At 61.2% G+C, this 1,005-nt stretch carries 1 protein-coding gene; it reads left to right on the forward strand.

Going from position 1 to position 1,005, the window contains the following annotated elements; translation table 11 throughout:
- On the forward strand, window positions 1-933 hold a 933-nt coding region (locus M0D64_RS44815), incomplete at its 5' end, for an IS66 family transposase (protein ID WP_266262316.1).
- Window positions 934-1,005 lie beyond the last annotated feature (72 nt).

Below are 1,005 nucleotides of genomic sequence, written 5' to 3' on the forward strand. Positions count from 1 at the left end.
CGGGCCAGTATGGGCCGCTGGGTCGGCCAATGCGAGGCACTGTGCGCACCGCTAACAGAGGCGCTGCGCCGCTATACGGTGGCCGCCACCAAGCTGCACGCAGATGACACGCCGATCCCGGTGCTCGCACCGGGCAACAGGAAGACCAGGACCGGCCGGCTGTGGGTCTACGTGCGCGACGATCATCGCTCGGGCTCGACGCAACCGGCTTCGGTCTGGTTCTCGTACTCGCCGAACCGGCAAGGCATCCACCCTCAAACCCATCTCGCCAGGTTCAAAGGGATCCTGCAAGCGGACGCTTACGCGGGCTTCGACGAGCTGTTCCGCGATGGCTCGATACGCGAGGCGGCATGCCATGCCCACGCAAGGAGAAAGTTCTACGACATCCATGTGCGAACGCCATCTGACACAACGCAAAAGGCGCTCGAATATATTGGCGGTCTCTATGACATCGAGGCCTCCATTCGCGGCAAGCCTGCGGCCGAACGGCTGCGAATACGCCAGGAGAAAGCCAGGCCACTGCTTCAAATCTACGAAGCCTGGCTCAGGGCAAAGCTCGAAACGCTGTCGTCGAAGTCCGATACAGCCAAGGCGATCAACTACACGCTCAACCAGTGGACCGCACTGACGCTGTATTGCGAAGACGGAAGGCTCGAGATCGACAACAACATCGCGGAGAACGCGCTGCGTTGTGTAAGCCTGGGGCGGAAGAATTTTTTATTCGCCGGCTCCGATAGCGGCGGCGAACGGGCAGCCGCAATGTACGCGTTGATCGGCACTTGCGCCCTGAATGACATCGATCCGCGCGCCTATCTGGACTACGTGCTGACTCACATCGCTGACCACAAAATCAATCACATCGACGAGCTTCTACCGTGGCGCGTGGCCGACAAGTTGCATACACCAGCCAGTCCGCCGACGCCCGCGACCTGACCGGGCTTGTTCGGATCACCATCATGCTTCACGTGCACGCGCGTGGACGAACGGCCTAGGCGAGCCGCTTAC

Source organism: Paraburkholderia sp. WS6, from assembly GCF_030464835.1.
Taxonomy (GTDB): Bacteria; Pseudomonadota; Gammaproteobacteria; order Burkholderiales; family Burkholderiaceae; genus Paraburkholderia; species Paraburkholderia madseniana.